18 protein-coding genes and 1 pseudogene are annotated in these 17,956 nt (G+C 73.4%); 9 read left to right on the top strand and 10 right to left on the bottom strand.

What is annotated here, in order from left to right; all coding sequences use genetic code 11:
- Positions 1-4: 4 nt before the first annotated feature.
- Complete coding sequence (locus OG730_RS30520) at positions 5-1,162, top strand: acetyl-CoA C-acetyltransferase (RefSeq protein WP_327307241.1); 1,158 nt, start codon at positions 5-7, stop codon at positions 1,160-1,162.
- A gap of 190 nt (positions 1,163-1,352) precedes the next feature.
- On the opposite strand, the gene OG730_RS30515 is transcribed toward OG730_RS30520, so the two are convergent.
- Genes OG730_RS30515 through OG730_RS30500 form a run of 4 tightly spaced genes read right to left on the bottom strand, consistent with a single transcriptional unit; the run spans position 1,353 to position 4,484 of the window.
- A complete protein-coding gene (locus OG730_RS30515) occupies positions 1,353-1,676 on the bottom strand; it encodes a hypothetical protein (RefSeq protein WP_327307240.1) in 324 nt (107 codons plus the stop codon).
- A 43-nt stretch (positions 1,677-1,719) separates the two neighbouring features.
- Positions 1,720-2,622, bottom strand: coding sequence for an alpha/beta hydrolase (locus tag OG730_RS30510; RefSeq protein ID WP_327307239.1), 903 nt, complete (start codon positions 2,620-2,622; stop codon positions 1,720-1,722).
- Positions 2,619-3,344: an SDR family NAD(P)-dependent oxidoreductase gene (locus OG730_RS30505; protein ID WP_327309487.1), complete on the bottom strand. Its 726-nt coding sequence runs from the start codon at positions 3,342-3,344 to the stop codon at positions 2,619-2,621. The genes OG730_RS30510 and OG730_RS30505 overlap by 4 nt, the downstream gene beginning before the upstream one ends.
- Positions 3,345-3,353: 9 nt before the next feature.
- A complete protein-coding gene (locus OG730_RS30500) occupies positions 3,354-4,484 on the bottom strand; it encodes an LLM class flavin-dependent oxidoreductase (RefSeq protein WP_327307238.1) in 1,131 nt (376 codons plus the stop codon).
- A gap of 116 nt (positions 4,485-4,600) precedes the next feature.
- Here OG730_RS30500 and OG730_RS30495 point away from each other — a divergent pair, with 116 nt between their 5' ends.
- Entirely contained in the window at positions 4,601-5,263 is a 663-nt protein-coding gene (locus OG730_RS30495; protein WP_442815223.1) for a PadR family transcriptional regulator, read from the top strand.
- 47 nt (positions 5,264-5,310) lie between these two features.
- Here OG730_RS30495 and OG730_RS30490 read toward each other — a convergent pair.
- Positions 5,311-5,700, bottom strand: a pseudogene (locus tag OG730_RS30490) (flavin reductase family protein); the annotation flags it as partial.
- Between the two features lie 141 nt (positions 5,701-5,841).
- On the opposite strand from OG730_RS30490, the gene OG730_RS30485 reads away from it, so the two are divergent.
- From OG730_RS30485 to OG730_RS30465, 5 genes are all read left to right on the top strand, one after another.
- Positions 5,842-7,527, top strand: coding sequence for a FadD3 family acyl-CoA ligase (locus OG730_RS30485; RefSeq protein ID WP_327307236.1), 1,686 nt, complete (start codon positions 5,842-5,844; stop codon positions 7,525-7,527).
- The gene (locus tag OG730_RS30480; protein ID WP_327307235.1) at positions 7,524-8,693 is read left to right on the top strand and encodes an acyl-CoA dehydrogenase family protein; all 1,170 of its coding nucleotides are present in this window, start codon (positions 7,524-7,526) and stop codon (positions 8,691-8,693) included. Before OG730_RS30485 ends, OG730_RS30480 begins: the two co-directional genes overlap by 4 nt.
- Before the next feature lie 51 nt (positions 8,694-8,744).
- Entirely contained in the window at positions 8,745-9,473 is a 729-nt protein-coding gene (locus OG730_RS30475; RefSeq protein ID WP_327307234.1) for a vWA domain-containing protein, read from the top strand.
- 392 nt (positions 9,474-9,865) lie between these two features.
- The gene (iscB, locus tag OG730_RS30470) at positions 9,866-11,176 is read left to right on the top strand and encodes an RNA-guided endonuclease IscB (protein ID WP_327309486.1); all 1,311 of its coding nucleotides are present in this window, start codon (positions 9,866-9,868) and stop codon (positions 11,174-11,176) included.
- A gap of 103 nt (positions 11,177-11,279) precedes the next feature.
- A complete protein-coding gene (locus tag OG730_RS30465; RefSeq protein WP_327307233.1) occupies positions 11,280-11,801 on the top strand; it encodes a pyridoxamine 5'-phosphate oxidase family protein in 522 nt (173 codons plus the stop codon).
- A gap of 6 nt (positions 11,802-11,807) precedes the next feature.
- Here the strand turns inward: OG730_RS30465 and OG730_RS30460 are convergent, their stop codons facing one another.
- A complete protein-coding gene (locus OG730_RS30460; protein WP_327307232.1) occupies positions 11,808-13,253 on the bottom strand; it encodes a DUF1906 domain-containing protein in 1,446 nt (481 codons plus the stop codon).
- A 119-nt stretch (positions 13,254-13,372) separates the two neighbouring features.
- Entirely contained in the window at positions 13,373-13,867 is a 495-nt protein-coding gene (locus tag OG730_RS30455; RefSeq protein WP_327307231.1) for a MarR family winged helix-turn-helix transcriptional regulator, read from the bottom strand.
- A 96-nt stretch (positions 13,868-13,963) separates the two neighbouring features.
- On the opposite strand from OG730_RS30455, the gene OG730_RS30450 reads away from it, so the two are divergent.
- The gene (locus tag OG730_RS30450) at positions 13,964-14,467 is read left to right on the top strand and encodes an SgcJ/EcaC family oxidoreductase (protein ID WP_327307230.1); all 504 of its coding nucleotides are present in this window, start codon (positions 13,964-13,966) and stop codon (positions 14,465-14,467) included.
- Between the two features lie 60 nt (positions 14,468-14,527).
- On the opposite strand, the gene OG730_RS30445 is transcribed toward OG730_RS30450, so the two are convergent.
- The 3 genes from OG730_RS30445 to OG730_RS30435 all read right to left on the bottom strand — a co-directional run bounded on the left by OG730_RS30445 (position 14,528) and on the right by OG730_RS30435 (position 16,852).
- Entirely contained in the window at positions 14,528-15,613 is a 1,086-nt protein-coding gene (locus tag OG730_RS30445; RefSeq protein WP_327307229.1) for a hypothetical protein, read from the bottom strand.
- Entirely contained in the window at positions 15,610-15,834 is a 225-nt protein-coding gene (locus OG730_RS30440) for a hypothetical protein (protein WP_327307228.1), read from the bottom strand. Before OG730_RS30440 ends, OG730_RS30445 begins: the two co-directional genes overlap by 4 nt.
- Positions 15,835-15,934: 100 nt before the next feature.
- On the bottom strand, positions 15,935-16,852 hold the full coding sequence (locus OG730_RS30435) for an NAD-dependent epimerase/dehydratase family protein (protein ID WP_327307227.1): 918 nt from the start codon (positions 16,850-16,852) through the stop codon (positions 15,935-15,937).
- Between the two features lie 111 nt (positions 16,853-16,963).
- Between OG730_RS30435 and OG730_RS30430 the strand changes: the two genes are divergently transcribed.
- A complete protein-coding gene (locus tag OG730_RS30430) occupies positions 16,964-17,947 on the top strand; it encodes a GlxA family transcriptional regulator (protein ID WP_327307226.1) in 984 nt (327 codons plus the stop codon).
- The last annotated feature ends 9 nt before the right edge of the window (positions 17,948-17,956 follow it).

Below are 17,956 nucleotides of genomic sequence, written 5' to 3'. Positions count from 1 at the left end.
TCTGATGCCCGAGGCCTACATAGTCGAAGCGGTACGCACCCCCGTGGGGCGGCGCAAGGGGGGCCTGTCCGAGGTCCACCCGGCCGACCTGGGGGCGCACGTCCTCAAGGCGCTCGTCGAACGGTCCGGGATCGACCCGTCGGCCGTGGAGGACGTGGTCTTCGGCTGCCTCGACACGGTGGGGCCGCAGGCCGGCGACATCGCCCGGACGGCCTGGCTGGCGGCGGGACTCCCCGAGGAGGTCCCGGGCGTCACCATCGACCGGCAGTGCGGATCCTCGCAGCAGGCCGTGCACTTCGCGGCGCAGGGCGTCATGTCCGGGACGCAGGACCTGGTGGTCGCGGGCGGCACCCAGAACATGTCGATGATCCCGATCGCCTTCGCCTCGCGGCAGGCGGCGGAGCCCCTCGGCTTCACCGAGGGCCCCTACCTGGGCTCGGCGGGGTGGCGGGCCCGGTACGGGGACTCCCCCGTCAACCAGTTCTACGGGGCCCAGCTGATCGCCGAGAAGTGGGGCATCTCCCGCCTCGACATGGAGGAGTTCGCCCTGCGCTCCCACCAGCGGGCGCTGCGCGCGATCGACGAGGGCCGCTTCGAGCGGGAGATCGTGCCGTACGGGGAGGTGTCGGTGGACGAGGGCCCGCGCCGCGACACCACCCTCGAGAAGATGGCGGGGCTGAAGCCGGTCATGGAGGGCGGCACGATCACCGCGGCGGTCTCCTCCCAGGTCTCGGACGGCGCGGCGGCGATGCTGCTGGCCTCGGAGCGGGCGGTACGGGAACACGGGCTGCGCCCGCGGGCCCGCATCCACCACCTGTCGGTGCGCGGCGAGGACCCGATCCGCATGCTGTCGGCGCCGATCCCGGCGACGGCGTACGCCCTGAAGAAGACGGGCATGTCCCTCTCCGACATCGACCTGGTCGAGATCAACGAGGCCTTCGCCCCGGTGGCCCTGGCCTGGCTGAAGGAGACGGGCGCGGACCCGGAGCGGGTCAACGTCAACGGCGGCGCGATCGCCCTGGGACACCCCCTGGGCGCGACGGGCGTCAAGCTGATGACCACCCTCCTGCACGAACTGGAACGCACGGGCGGCCGCTTCGGCCTCCAAACCATGTGCGAGGGCGGCGGCCAGGCCAACGTCACGATCATCGAGCGGCTCTAGCCTCCGGCGGGGGGCGGGGCTGGATGGCGCGGAGCGCCATTTCAGCCCCTCCGGCGTTTGAGGCGCGGGGTCTGGGGCGGAGCCCCAGGGGGTCCGGGGCACCGCCCCGGGGAACGGGCGAAGGGCGGGTAGGGGACTTCGCCCGCGCAGCGGCAACGGGTGGCAGCGGGGACTTCCCCCCGCGCGGCGGCTACCCGCGCCGCGAGAGGCGGGTCAGGGAGACCGTCTGGGTCAGGACCAGGACTCCGGTCAGGGCCTGCCAGAGGTGCAGCGGGTCGGCTTCGCCCAGGGCCCGGGCCCCGGACAGAACGATCGCCACCGCGCCCAGCGCCAGCACGGTCCGGTGGACGAAACCGGCGTCGGTGCCGTGCGGCAGCCCGGACACGAGGGCGACCAGCCCGAGCATGACCGGCAACCAGTGCGGCTGGGACCCCCGCATCAACAGCACCGCGGCGAACTCCGCTGCGAGGGCGAGGGAGTTGCGCGCCAGAGCCCCCGGGACCGATATCGACATGCGCACATCATGCCGGGGATACCCGCGTGCGCACCCCCCCTTCCTACGGCGCGGCCGTCGCCGCCACCCACGCCCCCGCCGCCCCGATCGCCGAGGCCGCCGCCGGCAGCGGCAGGCCGAGGAAGCCGTGGAAGACGCCGGGGACCAGCTGGATCCCGCAGTCCACTCCGGCTTCGCCCAGCCGGCGCCCGTAGGCCAGGCCCTCGTCGCGCAGGACGTCGCAGTCGGCCAGCACCAGCAGCGTGCGCGGCAGCCCCGAGAGGTCGGGGGCGCGCAGCGGGGAGACGTGGGGGTGGTCCGGGTCGCCGCCGTACTGGTCCCAGTACCAGGCCATGTGCGCGGCCGTGTGGAAGTACCCCTCCGCGAACTCGGCCACCGACGGGTGCTCCATCGAGGCGTCCAGCGCCGGGTAGAACAACAGCTGACCGGCGACCAGTTCGGGGGCCCGCAGGGCCGTCACGGCCGCGAGGGTGCCTCCGCTGGAGTCCCCGGCGACGATCAGCCGCGCGGGGTCGCAGCCCAGTGCGGCCGCCCGCGCCCGGGCCCACAGCAGCACCGTCAGCGCGTCGTCGGGCGCGGCCGGCCAGGGGTGTTCGGGCGCGAGGCGGTAGTCCGCGGAGACGACCACCGCGCCCGAGGCCACGGCCAGGGCCCGGCACAGCGCGTCATGGGTGTCCAGGCCGCACATCACCCAGCCCCCGCCGTGGAAGAACACCGCCAGCGGGCGGCCCCCGGCCCCCGGCGCCGGGTCGTAGATCCGGACGGGGACCCCGTCCGCATCCGCGTCCCGTACGGAGGCCACCTCCGCGCCGCCCCTCGGGGAGGCGGCCGCGGCCGCCCGCAGGGCCGCCGCGTCCCCGGGGCCGGGGAAGAACGCCGCCATCGCGTCGCACAGCCGGCGGGCCGCCGGGGACAGCCGGTCCGTACCGGTACCGCCGCCGCTCATCGCGCGGTCATCCCGCCGTCGACCGTGAACTCCGCGCCCGTGATGTACGAGGACCCCTCCGAGCAGAGGAAGAGGACCAACTCCGCGACCTCCTCGGGCCGCCCGATCCGCCCCAGTGGCAGGTGCGACCAGTCCCGTCCCGCGACGGCCTCGCTGACCATCGGGGTGTCGATCGCCCCCGGGTGCACGGAGTTGATCCTGATCCGGTCCCCCGCCAGGTCCAGCGCGGCCGACTTGGTGAGCCCGCGCAGGGCGAACTTGCTGGAGCCGTACGCCGCGTGGCCCGGGATGCCGACCAGTCCGGCGGTGGAGGAGACGTTGACGATCGAGCCGCCTCCGCCGGCGCGCAGCACCGGGGCCACGGCCTGGATCCCGAGGAACGGCCCGAGGAGGTTGACCCGGAGCAGGGCTTCGAAGTCCTCCAGGCCCTGGCGCTCCACGTGGGCCGTGCGCCACAGCGCGGCATTGTTCACCAGGGCGGAGACGGTGCCGAAGGCGCGTACGGCCTCGCGGACCACCTCCGCCCAGCTGCCGGCGTCGGCCACGTCGTGGCGGACGTAGAGCCCCTGGTCGCCGAGCGAGGCGGCGACCTCGCGGCCCTCCTCCTCCCGGATGTCGGTGACCACGACCCGCGCTCCGGCCCCGGCGCACAGCCGGGCCTCGGCCGCGCCCTGGCCGCGTCCGGCGCCGGTGATGACGACGACCTTGCCGTCGAGGGAGATGGCCACGGGTCAGCCCTCCAGGGCGCGGAAGTGCGGGATGACGGTCTCGCCCCACTGGCGGATGGTCTCCATGCAGGCCTCCTGGGGGACGGTGCCCATCTGGATCAGGCACATGACCTCGTCGACGCCGATCTCGCGCAGTTGCTCGACGTAGGCGATGGCCGTCCGGGCGTCGCCGTAGGCATGCTCGGCGTTGTAGGTGCCGGTGTCTACGGGGCGGGCCGGGATGTTCGCCCCGTGGAGCTTGGCGACCAGCTCCTCACGGCCCCGGTCCAGCGCGGCCACGTGCTCCTCGGCGGTCTCGTCCTCGCAGTAGCCGGTGGGTTCGGGGGCGTTGCCGTACCAGTGGGCGATGGACTCGGCGAAGAAGCGCTGGCCGCGGGTGCCCAGGCGCAGGGCGCGCTCGGCGTCGTCGAGGACGATGGTGGGGCAGAGCGCGGAGAGGTGGTCGTTGACCTCGGTGGAGACGAAGCGGTCGCCGGTGCGGGTGGCGATGGCCTCGTCGTAGACCTTGCGCATGGCGCGCACGTCGTCGGCGCCGGCGAAGCCCATCACGAGCGCTCCGATGCCCAGTTCGGCGGCAAGCTTGAGGGTGTCGTGCTTGGAGCAGGCCATGAAGAGCGGCGGGTGCGGGTCCTGGACCGGCCGGGGCAGGATCGCGCCGGGGCCGATGTCGATGGAGCCGTGCCACTCGAACTTCTCCTCGCGCCAGGCGGAGGAGAAGATCCGCAGCGCCTCTTCCATCTGCGGGTAGGTGTCCTCGGGGCGGACCCCGTACATGGACATCTCCTGGCGGGTGGCGCCGCGGCCGGCGCCGATGTCCACGCGGCCGCCGGAGAGCACGTCGAGCATGGCGGCGCGTTCGGCCACGCGCACGGGGTGCTGGTAGCCGAAGGGCATGGTGACGACGCCGTGGCCGATGCGGATCTTCTCGGTCCGGGCGGCGACCCAGGTCAGGAAGATCTCGGAGGCGCTCATGTGGGCGTACTGGGTGAGGGCGTGGTGTTCCACGGCCCAGATCCGGTCGAAGCCCATCTCCTCGGCGAACACGGCCTGTTCGACGCAGTCGTGGATGACCTGGCGCTCGCGTTCGGGCGTCGGGTCGACGAGCTGCGCCTCGAAGATCATCGAGAACTTCACGGGGTGCCTCCCAGCCGTGCGCTGCGCACGGCACGTCGGTGATGTATTTCGAATAGGAATACTTCTAGCAGTCATACCGAGCCGGGGGAAGGGCCGCCGCGCAGACCGGTCGTAGACTGCGCTGCGTGACCAACGAGGCGGCAGAAGACACGAACGGGCGCACGCTCCCCGCGACCAGCTGGGCGGTGCTCGGGCTGCTCTCCTTCGGGGAGGAGCTCTCCGGTTACGACCTGAAGAAGTGGTCGGACTGGTCGCTGCGCTTCTTCTACTGGAGCCCGTCCTTCAGCCAGATCTACAGCGAGCTCAAGCGGCTGGAGAAGGCCGGTTACGCCTCTTCGCGGCTGGTCGCCCAGGAGACCGGCACCCGCGACAAGCGGGTGTACCGGATCACGGACGAGGGCATGACGGCCGTACGGCGCTGGGCGCGCGAGGCTCCCGTCGACCCGCCGGTGCTCAAGCACGGACCGATGCTGCGGCTGTGGCTCGGCCACCTGCTGGAGCCGGAGCAGATGCGCGAAGTCCTCGTACAGCACCAGGAGTTCGCGGAGAAGATGCGGCGGCGCGCGGTGGCCGACGCGGACGGGGCCCGGGAAGAGGCCTCGTGGGCCTACCCGACGCTCACCCTCAAGTGGGCCGAGCGGTACTACGCGTCCGAGCGCGACCTGGCGGCGGCCATGCTGGACGACCTCGCCGAAGTCGCGGCGCTGGAGAGCGGGCGCGGCGCGAGCCCCGCGCCGGCCCCGGACCCGGCGCCGGGCAAGCCCGGCAAGCGCCCGTAGGTGCGCCGGAAGTAGAGCAGCGGCGCGCCTTCGCGGTGCGCCGTCAGCGCGGTGACCCGGCCCAGCGCGATGGCGTGGTCGCCGCCGTCCAGGACCGCCTCCAGATCGCACTCGACGGTGGCGAGGACCCCCTCCAGCAGGGGCGCGCCGTTGCCGCCGGCCCGCCAGGGGACCCCGGCGAACTTGTCGCCCCCGGTGACGGCGAAGCGGCGGCACAGCTCCTGCTGGTCGGCGGCGAGGATGTTGACGGCGAAGGCTCCCGCCGCCTGGATCCGGGGCCAGGTGGAGGACGTGCGCGCCGGGCAGAAGCAGACCAGCGGCGGGTCCAGGGATACGGACGAGAAGGACTGAACGGCCATCCCCACGGGGCGGCCGTCGGTTCCGCGTGCCGTGATGACGGCGACGCCGGTGCAGAAGCTGGACAGGACCGCCTTCATGTCGGACGCCTTCATGTCGGACATGGCTTCCTCCCTCATGAGAACCCTCCCTGATTATTTCTACTAGGTATATGCCTAACCGAAACACCTGTGATTGGATACCGCCCACGCTCGCTCGTCAAGTAGGGAGGGTCCGATCCGATGCCACCACCCCCGCCCCGGCCTGAGGCACGGCCGCAGCCGTTGCCGCAGCCGCCCGCCACGCTCGCCCGGCTCCCCGAGTACGCCGCCGCCGCGTACGGGGAGCGCGAGGCGCTCGCCGACGGAGAGGTCCGCTGGAGCTTCGCCCGCCTCGCCGCCGAGATCTCCGCGGCAGCCCGCGCCGCCATCGCCCACGGCGTCCGCCCCGGCGACCGGGTCGCGATCTGGGCGCCCAACAGCCGCCGGTGGATCACCGCCGCCCTGGGCGCCGTCGGCGCCGGCGCGGTCCTCGTACCGGTCAACACCCGCTACAAGCCCGCCGAGGCCGCCGACATCATCCGGCGCAGCGGGGCCCGCGTACTGCTCACCGAGCGCGGGTTCCTCGGTACCGACTACGCCCGTGACCTGCACGCCTCCGGCGAGGACCTCGGGGCGCTCGCCTCCACGGTGATCCTGCGCGACGGGCACGCGGGACGCGGGGCGCAGGACGAGGACCCGGGGGACGAGGGCCCGGGGGACCAAGGCACTGGGAACGAAGGCGCGGGTGTCTCCTGGGAGGCCTACCTGCGCGCCGGCGAGGCCGTCCCCGACGCCGAGCGGGTCGCGCGCGCCGCCGCCGTGCGCCCCGATGACCTCAGCGACATCCTCTACACCTCCGGCACCACCGGCCGTTCCAAGGGCGTCATGACCACCCACGGCCAGACCCTGCGGCTCTACGCCTCCTGGTCCGGCCTCGTCGGCCTGCGCCCCGGCGACCGGTACCTGCTGGTGAACCCCTTCTTCCACACCTTCGGCTACAAGGCCGGGGTGCTCGCCTGCCTGCTGCGCGGGGTCACCATGCTCCCCGAGGCGGTCTACGACACCGACCGCATCCTGCACCGCATGGCCGCCGAGCGCGTGACCTGCCTGATGGGCCCGCCGACCGTCTTCCACGGCCTGATCCGCCACCCGGCGCGGACCGCCCACGACCTGTCCGCACTGCGCCTGGCCGGCACCGGGGCCGCCTCGGTGCCCACCTCCCTCGTCGAGGAGATCCGCGGCGCACTGGGGGCGCCCGACGTGTTCACCGCGTACGGGCTCACCGAGTCCGGCGGGGTCGTGTCCGTCTGCCCCACCGACGCCGACGCCTGGACCCTCGCCCACACCGTCGGCCGGCCGCTGCCGGACACCGAGGTACGGATCACCGACCCGCTCGGCGCGGTCCTGCCCGCCGGGGAGCCGGGCGAGGTGCAGGTCCGCGGCTACCACGTCACCCCCGGCTACCTGGACGACCCGGCGAGCACCGCCGAAGCCGTGCTGCCCGGCGGCTGGCTGCGGACCGGGGACATCGGCGTGCTCGACGCGCGGGGCTACCTCGCCATCACCGACCGGCTGAAGGACATGTACGTGGTCGGCGGCTTCAACGCCTACCCGGCGGAGGTGGAGAACGTGCTGCTGACCCACCCCGCCATCACCGACGCGGCGGTCGTCGGCGCCCCCGACGAGCGGCTCGGCGAGGTCGGAGTGGCCTACGTCGTCACCACCGGGCCGGTCACCTCCGAAGAGCTGACCGCCTGGACCCGGGAACGGCTGGCCAACTTCAAGGTGCCGAGGCGGTTCACCCTGCTGGAGGAGCTCCCGCGCAACGCGGGCGGCAAACTGCTGAAGACGGAGCTGCGCCGCACGGCGCGAGGGGAGTCGGCATGAGGCCGCTACAGCCGACCGGCGAACAGGAGGAACTCCGGGGCGCGGTACGGGCCGTCCTGGCGCGCCACCCCGGCCACACGGCCTGGGCTCCGCTGACGGCGCAGATCGGCGCGGCCGCGCTGGCGGTCCCCGAGGAGTACGGCGGGCTGGGCTGCGGGCCGGCCGAGGTCGGGGTGGTCATGGCGGAACTGGGGCGCGCGCTGAGCCCCGTACCGTACCTGGGTTCGGCGGTGCTGACGGTGGCGGCCCTGCTCGCGTCCGGCGACCGCGAAGCCTGCGCGAAGCACCTGCCGCACCTGGCGGAGGGCACGGCCGTGGGGGCCCTGGCCTGGGCGGAGACCCCGGCCGGCGCGGGCCCGCGGGCGGGCGGCGGGTCCGGCACGGGAGCCGGGTCCGGCGGCCCTCGGGGGAGCTGGGAGGCCCACGAGCTCACGGCCCGGGCCGAGCCGGCGGGCTCCGGCTGGGTCCTCACGGGCACCAAGCGGTACGTCCTGGCCGGCCCGGCGGAGCCGACCCTGCTGCTGGCCTTCGCCAGGACGGCCCCGGCCCCGGGCACCGCCCGCGGACCCGGTGCCGAGCCCGGCCAGGGCCGGCTCGGCCTGTTCGAACTCCTCGCCGCGCCGGCGGCCTTCACCGTACGGTCCACGATGGACCGCACCCGGCCCCTCGCGGAGCTCACCCTGGACCGGACCCCGGCCCGGCTGCTCTCGGCTGACGGCGCCGGGGTCCTCGCCCGAGTCCGGGACCTGGCTTGCACGGCGCTCGCCGCCGAGCAGGCGGGGGCGGCCGCGCGGGCGCTGGAGGTGACGGTCCGGTACGCGAAGGAGCGGGTGCAGTTCGGGCGGCCCATCGGCTCCTTCCAGGCGGTCAAGCACCGGCTCGCCGACCTGCACACCGCGGTGGAGGGCGCCCGCTCACTGGCCCTCGCGGCGGCGGCCGCCGACGCGGCCCCGGACCTGGCGGCCGCCGCCAAGTCGGCCTGCTCGGAGGCGTACGCGTACGTGGCGGGCGAGATGATCCAGCTGCACGGCGGCATCGGCATCACCTGGGAGCACGAGGCGCACGAGTACTTCAAGCGGGCCCACGGCTCGGCCCGGCTCTTCGGCTCCCCCGCCGCACACCGTGAACGGCTGGCGGGGCGGCTGGGGTTCCTCCCGACCGGGTGACGCGCCGACGGCCGGGGCCCGGGTGGCGCGGGCTGTCGTACGCTCGGCCCCATGACGGGCAGCGCGATAGACCTCCGGAAGATCGAAGAGACCGCCCCGGCGCTGGTGAGCCTGTACAAGAGCGCCGGGACCTCGCTCCGCAACCACGGCCTGGAGGGCGGGCGGGCCGCCGTCTACCTGGTGCTCGACTACTCGGGCTCCATGCGCCCGTACTACGAGGACGGCAGCGTGCAGGCCCTCGCCGACCGGGTGCTGGGGCTCTCCGCGCACCTGGACGACGACGCCCGCGTGCCGGTCGTGTTCTTCTCCACCGAGGTGGACGCGGTCGAGGAGATCTCCCTGGCCGGCCACGAGGGGCGGGTCACCGCGATCGCCGCCGGCCTCGGCCACATGGGCAAGACGGCCTACCACGCGGCGATGGACGCCGTGATCGACCACTACCTGGACTCGGGGTCCGCCCTCCCCGCGCTCGTGGTCTTCCAGACCGACGGCGGTCCGATCAACAAGCTCGCCGCCGAGAAGTACCTGTGCAAGGCGGCCCGGCTACCGCTCTTCTGGCAGTTCGTCGGCTTCGGCAACACCCGCAGCTCGCAGTTCGACTTCCTGCGGCGGCTGGACGAACTGCCCGTCCCGCAGAAGCGGGTGGTGGACAACGCGGGCTACTTCCACGCCGGCCCCGGCCCGCGCACGGTCGCGGACCCGGAACTGTACGACCGGCTGGTCGGGGAGTTCCCCGGGTGGCTCGCGGCGGCCCGGGCGGCGGGAATCGTGCGCGCCTGATCCGCGATTGTCAGTGGCTCGCGCTTTGATGGCGGTGTCTCACGCTTTGATGGACGCGTAACGGGATCTCCCTCCTGTAGGAGGGGGCTGTCAGCCACGCCGGCTGTTGGCCGCCGTTACCAGCACCAGCCAACACACGTATGTGGAGGTGAACGAAGTTGGCTACGTACCGCGTAGGACGGAAGACCCACCCACCTGTGCTTCCTCAGCAGATGGCTCTGGAATTCGAGTCAGCAGACACCCCCCGGATCGGGGACGAAACGGGACTCGAAGGCCGCAAGGCACCCGGCGCAGTACATGTGCGAGGGGAGACCGCCCATGCCTCACCCGGCATCGGCGGCGTCACCCCCAACCTTCTGGTTGGGGAGAAGGCCCGTGAAGGCCACCCCGTCGTGTTCGTCCTGGACAAGCACGGCACACCGCTCCAACCCTCCAGCCCCGCGAGAGCCCGCAAGCTCCTCAAGCAGGGCCGGGCTGTCGTGGCCCGGCACACCCCATTCGTGATCCGACTCAAAGACCGCACGGTCTGCGCATCGCAGGTGGACGGTGTGGAAGTCGGGATCGACCCCGGCTCCAAGCACACCGGAATCGCCGTGTTCACCGCGAAGGACGGAGAGCGCCGTGGCCTGTACGCGGTCGAGCTCGCACACCGGGGCGGCGTGATCCGGGACAAGCTCACCGCTCGTGCCGCCTACCGACGTGGCAGGCGCACCCGCAACCTGCGCTACCGCGCGCCCCGCTTCTCCAACCGCACCCGCCCCAAGGGCTGGCTGGCCCCGTCGCTGCGTCACCGTGTGGACACCACCATGTCGTGGACCACCCGGCTAGCACGCTGGGCACCCGTCCGTGTGGTGCACGTGGAACGGAACGTGTTCGATACCCACGCCATGTCCCACGGCGGACCTCTGGAGGGGGCCGAGTACCAGCACGGCACCCTTCACGGCACAGAAGTCCGCGAATACCTCCTCGCCAAATGGAAGAGGGCCTGCGCCTACTGCGGCGCCACCGGAATCCCCCTCAACATCGACCACATCCACCCCCGCTCACGCGGCGGCAGCGACCGCATCTCCAACCTGTGCACCGCCTGCATCCCCTGCAACGAGAAGAAGTCCAACCAGCCCGTCGAAGACTTCCTCAAGGAATCCCCGCGCCAGCTGGCCCGCATCCTCGCCCAAGCCAAAGCCCCCCTGCGCGACGCTGCAGCCGTCAACGCGACCCGTTGGGCGCTCTGGCGCGCCCTCGACGCCGCGTTCCCCTCGGTGTGCACCGCATCGGGCGGCCGCACGAAATGGAACCGGCAGCGGACCGCTACTCCAAAGACCCATACGCTGGACGCCCTGTGCGTCGGCTACCTCAATGCCGTCACCCGAACCCCGACCCACATTCTTGCCGTTGCCGCAACCGGGCGCGGCACGTACGCCCGTACCCGCACCGACAAGTACGGCTTCCCCCGCCTGCGGCTACCCAGGCAGAAGCAGTTCTTCGGCTACCAGACCGGAGACCTCGCGCGCGCCGTCGTCCCCACCGGCAAGAAGAACGGCACCCACACGGGACGGATCGCCGTCCGAGCCACCGGCCGCTTCAACATCAAAACCGCCCACGGCCTCATCCAGGGCATCGGACGCAAACACTTCCGCCTCCTCCAACGAGCCGACGGCTACGCCTACACCACCCGCCCTGAAGGCCACACCGTTGCCATCTGACAGCCACCGGCAAAAGCGAAGAGACCCCGGCATTCCGCACCTCCGGCCCAACGATCCACTTGCTCCCCCAGCTAAAGCAGGGGGTATCCACGAAAGAAGTCCGATGACAACGAACAACTGGGCCGTATTCGAAAAGGCGGAACCGGAATTCGCGGGGGCCGTCCAGGCCCGCTTCGCACAGTTCCCGCACCACGTCCTGGCGACCCTGCGCAAGGACGGCTCCCCGCGCGCGACCGGACTGAACGTCGAGATCCGCGGCGGCGAGCTGTGGCTGGGCATGATGCCGGGCTCGATGAAGGGGAAAGATCTGCGGCGCGACCCCCGCTTCGCCCTGCACACCAACCCGGGCGCGGACGAGGCGATGCCCGACGGGGACGTGCGGATCGCCGGACGCGCGGTGGAGATCGTGGAACAGCCCGAGCTCCACCGGTACGCGGAGGAGGCCGAGGAGAACGACACCCCGCACCCCTTCGACCTGTTCCGCGCCGAGCTGACCGAGGTGGTGCACGTCGGGGTCGAGGGCGACGACCTGGTGGTCCGCTCGTGGACCCCGGAGCACGGACTGCGCACCCTGCGCCGGGGCAATGACGACGAGCCGACCCGCGAGGAGCCCTCGGCGGGCTGAGCGGGGCTAGACCCTGGCCGGGGACTGCGCCGGGAGGACCGCCGGGGTCTTGGCCGGCGCCTTGGCGGGGGCCTTGGCCGGGGACTTGGCCGGGACCTTGGCGGGAGCCTTCTTGGTCTTGCCAGGTGCCTTCGGACCCTTCGGACCCTTCGGGGCCTTGGCAGGTGCCCCCGCCGGGGTCTGGGCGCCGACGTCCAGCCAGCTCCGGTCGATGTTGAGGCTCACGTCCCCGTACGTGGCGTCGTGGTCTCCCCGGAACTGGTGGGCGCGGCGGCCCCCCGTCCACTGCTCGGTCCCGGCCGGGAGTCCCATGTCGGCGTCGGTGACCGAGGCCGCGCCGTTCCAGCGGGCCACCCACAGCACGTCGGGCATGGCGTCGGGGGCCTGGGCGAAGTGGGCGCTCAGCGCCTTGGCCCCGGAGCTCGCGGAGACGTAGGCGGCGGCCCCGTAGCCCAGTTCGTGCAGGCGGACCGTCCAGGCGGTGAGATAGGCGACGACCGGGGCGTCCCAGGTGGCCCGGTCCGTGTAGTTCTCCAGGTCGTTGTAGAGGACCGTGCCCTCGGCCATGCCCAGCGCCGCGGCGGCGTGGGCCGCGCCCTCGGCCTCGGCCCGGCCCTGCTCGTTGGCTTCCGAGGCGTCGGTGGAGAGCCCCGTGGAGGAGCTGTTCCAGGGCTGGGGCCCCACCCAGATCGGCATGAGGTGCCAGCCCGCCGCGGCCTGCCGGCTCACCCATCCGGCGGTGAGCTGCGGCTGGGCGCAGGCGCGGGCGCGGCCGCCGATGTAGACGCCGACGGCGCCGAAGGGCGAGTCGGCCCGCCAGGCGTCCATGGTGCGCTGGGTGGGGGCGGTACAGGCGTCGAACCCCTCGCCGGTGAAGGGCGCCTGGACGGTCGTACGGGGACCCCCGCCGACCACGCCGACGGGATCGACGGAGACCGGACCGGGGGCGGCCGGGGGTGTGAGGGCGCGGGCCCGGGTGAGGACGGCGCGGACGGCCTCGGGGGTGGACCCGTAGGAGACGGTGGCCATCACCCCGGCGCGGCGCAGGGCGTAGCGGATCTCGTTGCTGTCGCCCCGGACCTTGGGCAGCGGGTCCCCCTCGTCACCTCCGACGGTGGGGATGTCGGCGCGCGGCGGGGCCCCGTCGAGCGGCTCCAGGTGCAGGGTGTCGGAGCGCGGGGCCGCGGCGCGGGCGGCCGCGCATTCGCCCTGGCCGCCCGCGTGCCCGAGGTAGAGGGTGGGCAGGTCGAGGCGCAGGCAGGCGTCGGGGGTGCGGTCGAGGTCGACGACCCGCCAGTCGGCGGGGACGGTGAGGCGCAGCCCGCGGTAGTCGACGGTGCGGCCGTCGGCGCCGGCCCGCCCGGCGGTGGGGCCCTCGGCGGCCCCGAGCGGGACGGGAGCGAGCAGCGCGGCACCCAGGAGGCAGCTCAACATCATGTGGGAGGGGAGCATGTGACCCACTGTTACCAGAAGGCCCGGGGGTTGACGCAGAGGCACGAGAGCCCGCGGTCACCTGTTGACGGGACGGCCGCACCGCTCCGCGCACGGGCTCCCCCGCCCCCCTCGCCCTCCTACTCCGCCGCGGGGCGGCTCTTGCTCCGGCGCGGGGCGCCGGCCCCGCGGATCTCCTCCGTGGCCGCGCGGAAGGCGGGCGCGGCGCGGGCGAAGTAGTCGAAGAGCAGGGCCTGCTGCTCCGGGGTGTAGGAGCCGATCACGGCGGCGATGTGCCGCCGGGCCGGTGCGACCGCGTCCTCGACCCGGTCCAAGGCGTCCGCCACGGGCTCCACGATGACCCGGCGCCGGTCCCCCGGATCGGCGGCGCGGCGGGCGTAACCGGCCCGTTCCAGGCGGTCGATGAGCCGGGTCGTCGCGCCCGTGGTGAGCCCGGTGCGGGTGGCGAGCTCGCCAGAGGACAGGCCCCCCTCCAGGGTGATGAGGCTGAGGGCGTACCACTCGGAGGTGTGCAGACCGGCCGCCTCGGCGCTGGCCAGCCCCTGGAGGCCGACGGCGTCCAGGTACTGCCGGAAGACCGTGTGCCCATCCGGACCGCCGCTGCCTGTTGCCATGTTCGGGACCGCCTCCTACCTTTATATCTGCACGCATGCAGATACTGCACTCGATCAGTATCTGCATCAGTCTAATCACCTGGGGAGTGGTCCGTCATGCAGAAGTCCACCAGCACGTCCACCGATGAGACCGTCGCCTCGGTCCGGACCGTGCTCGACCGGCTCGTCTCCGCCTGGGAGCGCCACGACGCCGAGGCGTACGGCGCGTTGTTCACCGAGGACGCCACGTACATCACCTACGTCGGCACCTTCTACCGGGGCCGCCGCGACATCGTGGCCAGCCACCGCGCCCTCTTCGCCGGCTTCCTCAAGGGCACCCGGCTGGCGGACGAGGTCCTCGACATCCGCCTCTACGGGCCGGACGTGGCCGTGGTCAACGGCCGCGGGGACACCTACAAGGGCAAGCGCCCGGCGAAGCTCACCAAGATCCAGACGTACACCCTCGTCCGTGACGCGGTGGCGGGTGCGGGTGCGGGTGCGGGTGCGGGTGCGGACGGGGAGTGGCGGATCGCCGCCTTCCAGAACACCAAGCGCAGGCCCCTGATGGAGGCCGTGTCCCACCGGTTGGCCCCGGACCTCGTCCCGGCCGCCGAGCGCTGACCGGGAGCGGACCGGGGCGGACCGGGGTAGACCGGGGGCGACCGCGCCCGCCCCCTCCCCCTACTCCTGTTCCCGGAAGGCGGGCAGGGCGAAGATCCGCTCCTTCCCCGTCTCCTCCATGAGCTCGACGAGCGGCAGCACCAGCTCCCACAGGTCCTGCTCGCCGACCTCCCGCACGAGCCCTTCGAGCTCCGCGTCGCCCAGCCCGGCGGCGGCATCGGCCACCACCCTGCGCGCCTCCTCGGGCAGTGCGCCGACCAGCGGCAGGAAGGCGCCCCAGAGGCCGGTCGCCACGACGGCCCGTACCACTCCGGCCAGCACGAGCGGGTCCCGCAGGGACTCCAGCCGGGCCACCGCGAGCCGGTCCTCCTCGCCGAGCAGCGCCACGAGCGGGAGCAGGGACTCCCACAGGCCCTCGGCGTGCGTCACCCGTACGAGCGAGTCGAGTTCGGCGGCGTCGAGGCGGGCGGTGAGCTCGGCGATCCGCAGCCGCTGATCGCCGCCGACCATCGCGGCGACGCCGAGGGCCTCCTCCCAGAGCCCCTCGGCGGCAGCGGCCCGTACGACCGCGGCGAGCCGGTCGTCGCCCATGAGCTCCAGGATCCGGGGCAGCCGTTCGGGCAGGTCCACGTAGAAGCCGGCGCGCAGCACCGCCGCGTCGTCGACCTGGTCGAGGATCCGGCGGAGCGCCTGGTCCCGCATGTGGCCGACGAACCGGCCCATGGTGAGGTGGTCGTGGTTCTCGGCGAGGGTGGTGGCGATGCGCACGACGAGCCCCTCGTCGAGGCGGTCGACGATCCCGGAGATCTTCCGGGGGTCCAGGTGTCCGCAGGCTTCGGCGGTGAAGGAGACGGGCAGTTTCTCGATGATGGCGGCGGCCCGGCCCGCCTCCAGCCGGCCGGCCACGCCGGCGGCCAGCCGGGGTCCGAGGGCCTTCTGCGAGATGGCGGCCGCGATGCCGGCGGGCACCAGTTTGGTCGCGGCGGCGATCCGGTCGAGCATCTCGGGGGCGCCGTCGTTCAGTACACCGCTGACCTGCTCGCGGAACGCCCGTACGTCCTCGTCCGGCAGCCCGCGCAGGAAGCCGAGCTCTCCGGCGTCCGCGCCCACCAGCCGGGCGATCTTCTCCACTTCGGCGCGGCTCACCGGAACAGCACCTTGCGCACGGCCCCGCGCGCGAGGGCGGGGACCAGTCCCAGCGCCTCCTCGGCGGCCCGGTTCAGGCCTTCGGCCTGACGCGCCCGCTCCGCTTTGAGCGCTTCGGCGAGCCGCGCGAGCTCTCCGGCTTCCAGCTCCGCGAACGACGCGGGAGGCCGGGCTCCGCCCAACTCCCCGCCCAAACGGCCCATTTCCTCATCTGTACGCACGGGACGACCTCCCACACCAGAGACGACACGACGGCTCGCATCGAGCGTGGGCCCGAATTGACTAATAGTCAATACTCGCAGGTAGGGTCAGCGGGCCACATCAACCGCCGCCCTCCACCAGCTCCTTGAGCACCAGGTCCAGCGGGGTGGCCCGTACGCCGAGCACGGCCTCGGTATCGGCGGCCTCGAGGCGCAGCGCCGCGTCGTACAGGTACGCCATCTCCGGGACCTCGGCCATCACCGCGTCCCGGGCGACCAGCTCGGCCAGCTCCCCGGGCGTCATCCGCCGCAGCCGCGGCTCCGGCGCACCCGCGGCCCCGGCGAGCCGGCCGGCCAGTGCCCGGACGGACAGCTCCGAGGTGGACGGCACGTGCCAGGCGCGGCCCCAGCCGTCCTCCCGGCCGCCGACCGCGATGAGGGTGCGGGCCACGTCGTCCACGTAGGACCAGGCGTGCGCCTCGTCCAGGCCGACCGGGAGCAGGGCCTCCGTGCCCGCGAGCACGGCCGGGACGACCGTCCAGGTGAACAGCGAGAGCGCGCTTTCCCCGAGGAAGTCACTGGCCCGGACCTCGGCGGCGCGCACGCGCCCGGCCTCGTGGGCGGCCAGGGCCTCCTCCCAGATCGCGGCGCGCACCCGCCCCTTGTCCGAGGTCGGCCGCAGGGGCAGCCCGGGGGACAGCGGCCCGTCCACCGGTCCGTACCCGTAGACGTTCCCGAGCATCACGTAGTCCGTGCCGGTGCGCCCGGCGGCGGCGAGCAGGGAGGCCGCCAGGGGCGGGAAGGCGGTGCGCCAGTCCTGATAGGCGGGAGCGGCCGCGTTGTAGAGGGTGCGGGCGTCCCGGAGCAGCTCGGCGAGGCGGTCGGTGTCGGTGATGTCGGCGGCGACCCGCTCGACGAGCGGATGCTCGGGCCCACCACCGCCGCGGGTGACGACACGGACCCGTTCCCCGGACGCGGCGAGCAGGCGGGCGGTGGCGGTGCCGATCGGGCCGGCGCCGGTGACGACGTGCACGGACATGGCCGTACTCCCTTGCTGATGGCGCGAGTTGTTCACGCGATGGATCAACTCTCACCCCGGGCGGCCCCGTACAGTAGTGGCCCGAATGCCAGCCGTCCGGAGATTCGAGCCATGACGATCCCGCCCTCGCCCCCCGCTGCCCGACGGCCGCACCGGGTGGCGGTCATCGCGGTCCCCCCGGTGACCACCTTCGACCTGTCGATCCCGGAGGTGGTCTTCGGCGCGACCCGCATCGGGGAGGACCCGGCCTACGAGGTGACGATCTGCACGCCCGCCCCCGGCATCGTCGAAGCGGCGATCGGCATCGACATCGTCGTGCGCCACGGCCTGGAGACGATCGAGCGGGCCGACACGGTGATCGTGACGGGGACCGGCGCCCGGGTCAGCGGCGACCCGCGGGTACTGGACGCCCTGCGGGCCGCCGCCGCGCGGGGCGTGCGCGTCGCGTCCATCTGCACGGGCGCGTTCGTCCTCGCGCAGGCCGGCCTCCTCGACTCACGGCGCGCCACGACCTTCTGGAGCATGTCGGAGGAGTTCAGGGAGCGCTTCCCCGCGGTCGACCTCGTGCCGGGCGTGCTGTTCGTCGAGGACGACGGGGTGGTGACCTCCGCGGGGCTCTCCGCGGGGATCGACCTGTGCCTGCACCTGGTGCGCGGCGACTACGGAGCCGCCGTCGCGCACGCCACCGCCCGCCTGGTGGTCGCGGCCCCCGCCCGGCCCGGCGGCCAGGCCCAGTTCATCGAGACCCCGCTCCCGGCCGACCGCGGCAGCTCCCTGGCCGCGACCCGCGCCTGGGCCCTGGCCCGCCTGCACGAACCGACGCCCCTGGCCGAACTGGCCCGGCACGCGGGCCTGAGCGTGCGCACCCTGACCCGCCGCTTCCGTGCCGAAACCGCGCTCAGTCCCCTGCAATGGCTCCTGCACCAGCGCCTCCACCGCGCCCGCGAGATCCTGGAGACGACCGCCCTGCCCGTGGACCAGGTGGCGGCACGCAGCGGGCTCGGCACCGCGGACTCCCTGCGCACCCACCTGGTCCGCTCCACGGGCCTCACTCCGACCGCCTACCGGGCCATGGCGCGGGTGCGGCAGCCGTAGGCCCGCGGG

This window comes from Streptomyces sp. NBC_01298 (genome assembly GCF_035978755.1).
Taxonomy (GTDB): domain Bacteria; phylum Actinomycetota; class Actinomycetes; order Streptomycetales; family Streptomycetaceae; genus Streptomyces.
Note: the sequence above shows the minus strand (reverse complement) of the source record. Positions and strands in the feature narration are given on the sequence as shown.

What these genes read in the sequence shown, in the direction of transcription:
- OG730_RS30520 (WP_327307241.1), top strand. Translation starts at nt 5, where the DNA reads ATGCCCGAGGCCTACATAGTCGAAGCGGTACGCACCCCCGTGGGGCGG.
- OG730_RS30515 (WP_327307240.1), bottom strand. Translation starts at nt 1,676, where the DNA reads ATGTCGATATCGGTCCCGGGGGCTCTGGCGCGCAACTCCCTCGCCCTC.
- OG730_RS30510 (WP_327307239.1), bottom strand. Translation starts at nt 2,622, where the DNA reads ATGAGCGGCGGCGGTACCGGTACGGACCGGCTGTCCCCGGCGGCCCGC.
- OG730_RS30485 (WP_327307236.1), top strand. Translation starts at nt 5,842, where the DNA reads ATGCCACCACCCCCGCCCCGGCCTGAGGCACGGCCGCAGCCGTTGCCG.
- OG730_RS30480 (WP_327307235.1), top strand. Translation starts at nt 7,524, where the DNA reads ATGAGGCCGCTACAGCCGACCGGCGAACAGGAGGAACTCCGGGGCGCG.
- OG730_RS30475 (WP_327307234.1), top strand. Translation starts at nt 8,745, where the DNA reads ATGACGGGCAGCGCGATAGACCTCCGGAAGATCGAAGAGACCGCCCCG.
- OG730_RS30465 (WP_327307233.1), top strand. Translation starts at nt 11,280, where the DNA reads ATGACAACGAACAACTGGGCCGTATTCGAAAAGGCGGAACCGGAATTC.
- OG730_RS30460 (WP_327307232.1), bottom strand. Translation starts at nt 13,253, where the DNA reads ATGCTCCCCTCCCACATGATGTTGAGCTGCCTCCTGGGTGCCGCGCTG.
- OG730_RS30455 (WP_327307231.1), bottom strand. Translation starts at nt 13,867, where the DNA reads ATGGCAACAGGCAGCGGCGGTCCGGATGGGCACACGGTCTTCCGGCAG.
- OG730_RS30450 (WP_327307230.1), top strand. Translation starts at nt 13,964, where the DNA reads ATGCAGAAGTCCACCAGCACGTCCACCGATGAGACCGTCGCCTCGGTC.
- OG730_RS30435 (WP_327307227.1), bottom strand. Translation starts at nt 16,852, where the DNA reads ATGTCCGTGCACGTCGTCACCGGCGCCGGCCCGATCGGCACCGCCACC.
- OG730_RS30430 (WP_327307226.1), top strand. Translation starts at nt 16,964, where the DNA reads ATGACGATCCCGCCCTCGCCCCCCGCTGCCCGACGGCCGCACCGGGTG.